This is a genomic window from Acinetobacter sp. YH01019 (genome assembly GCF_013420285.1).
Taxonomy (GTDB): Bacteria; Pseudomonadota; Gammaproteobacteria; order Pseudomonadales; family Moraxellaceae; genus Acinetobacter; species Acinetobacter gandensis.
Genome location: NZ_VOYM01000189.1, coordinates 1 through 1233, shown reverse-complemented (window position 1 = coordinate 1233; position 1233 = coordinate 1). Strand labels below are relative to the sequence as shown.

2 protein-coding genes are annotated in these 1233 nt (G+C 34.1%); both read right to left on the bottom strand.

The features are described 5' to 3' along the window. Positions 1–124: 124 nt before the first annotated feature. Positions 125–418 carry a hypothetical protein gene (locus tag FTT84_RS17865; protein WP_180082038.1) on the bottom strand — a complete coding sequence of 98 codons (294 nt, stop codon included), beginning with the start codon at positions 416–418 and terminating at the stop codon, positions 125–127. Between the two features lie 91 nt (positions 419–509). Continuing rightward, a complete protein-coding gene (locus tag FTT84_RS17860; RefSeq protein WP_067763397.1) occupies positions 510–869 on the bottom strand; it encodes a hypothetical protein in 360 nt (119 codons plus the stop codon). Positions 870–1233: the final 364 nt, after the last annotated feature.

Here is a 1233-nt window from a genome sequence, read left to right as displayed (position 1 = left end):
TGTACATAGTGCACTAGGTTATGTATCACCTTTTGATTTTGAAGCAATGTACTATGATAAGATTAACCCGTTAGGTCAGGTGGCCTAACTTAAATAAAAAAGTCTCCGACAAACCCGGTACGGTTCAATTGCTATCTTCAAGTGGAAAAAACAGTGTGTTGTTTTTCACTTGCCCAGAATTTTTAGCATCTTTAGCAATTTTTAACCAAGGTAGTTCTCTTCTGGATAAAATTCGTTGAATCCCTTCAGTATCGAAGAAACGTTCGTGTATGAATAAGCAATCTAAATTAATATCTGATGCAGATTTCCATTGAATATTAAAATGTTGTGGAAAAATACTATAAAGCTGATGCTTTAACTGATCTGTGTCGTGGATACTGAGTCCGGCAATTCCGATATTAATATACTGTTTGCTCATTTCATTTCTCTATCAATTGGGAAGATGATATTTGAAATATGTAAGTGAATAAAAAACCATCTTATGCGTACATAAAAGGGTTGGACTGAACTTAAGCGAAATCTAAACTTTTTTCATAAGCTTTGAGTTCGTGTCGTGCCATGGCTAAGTTTGCTTTTGAGCGATCAAGGACTAAATAGAGAAATACATTTTCATTTTTCTCTAAAGGGCGGATCAAATGATATTGCTTACCTAAAGTAATGAGAATATCAACGATATGATCATTCAAGTTAAGTGACTGAGCTACGCGTCGCTTTGAACGTACGACTTCTGTATTGCCTGCTGCGGCAAGTTCTAGGTCAATATCACCACCGCCTTGTGTTGCAAGTGCTAGCCCGCTTTCACCATCTACGAGTGCTGCTGCATGAAAACCGTCAATAGTTGTGAGGGATTCTAATGAAACTTTAGCCATATTTATTTCTCTCTCTTGTAGGTTAAGCATGATTGTTATTAGTAAGTATTTTAGTAATTAAGTTTTGTTTCTAATTACTTAATTTAATTATAGGAAGGTCAATTGGCTTTGCAATGAAATTAATTTAATGCTTTAAAAGGGAAATAATTTCCAACTAAATTAGTCAGTTTTAATTTATAAATAGTGTGATCTAATTTGCTTTTTGAATTTTGATCTGTGTTTTTAGACAGCTAATTTAAGTATAGTCAAACTACTTTATTATCCATACAGGATTCGAAAAAAACTTGAAATAACTCATCGACTGAGTCGATCAACCATTCTTTACGCTTACGTTTAACCCATGCCCACATCTGTTCTATAGGAT

What these genes read in the sequence shown, in the direction of transcription:
- FTT84_RS17865 (WP_180082038.1), bottom strand. Translation starts at nt 418, where the DNA reads ATGAGCAAACAGTATATTAATATCGGAATTGCCGGACTCAGTATCCAC.
- FTT84_RS17860 (WP_067763397.1), bottom strand. Translation starts at nt 869, where the DNA reads ATGGCTAAAGTTTCATTAGAATCCCTCACAACTATTGACGGTTTTCAT.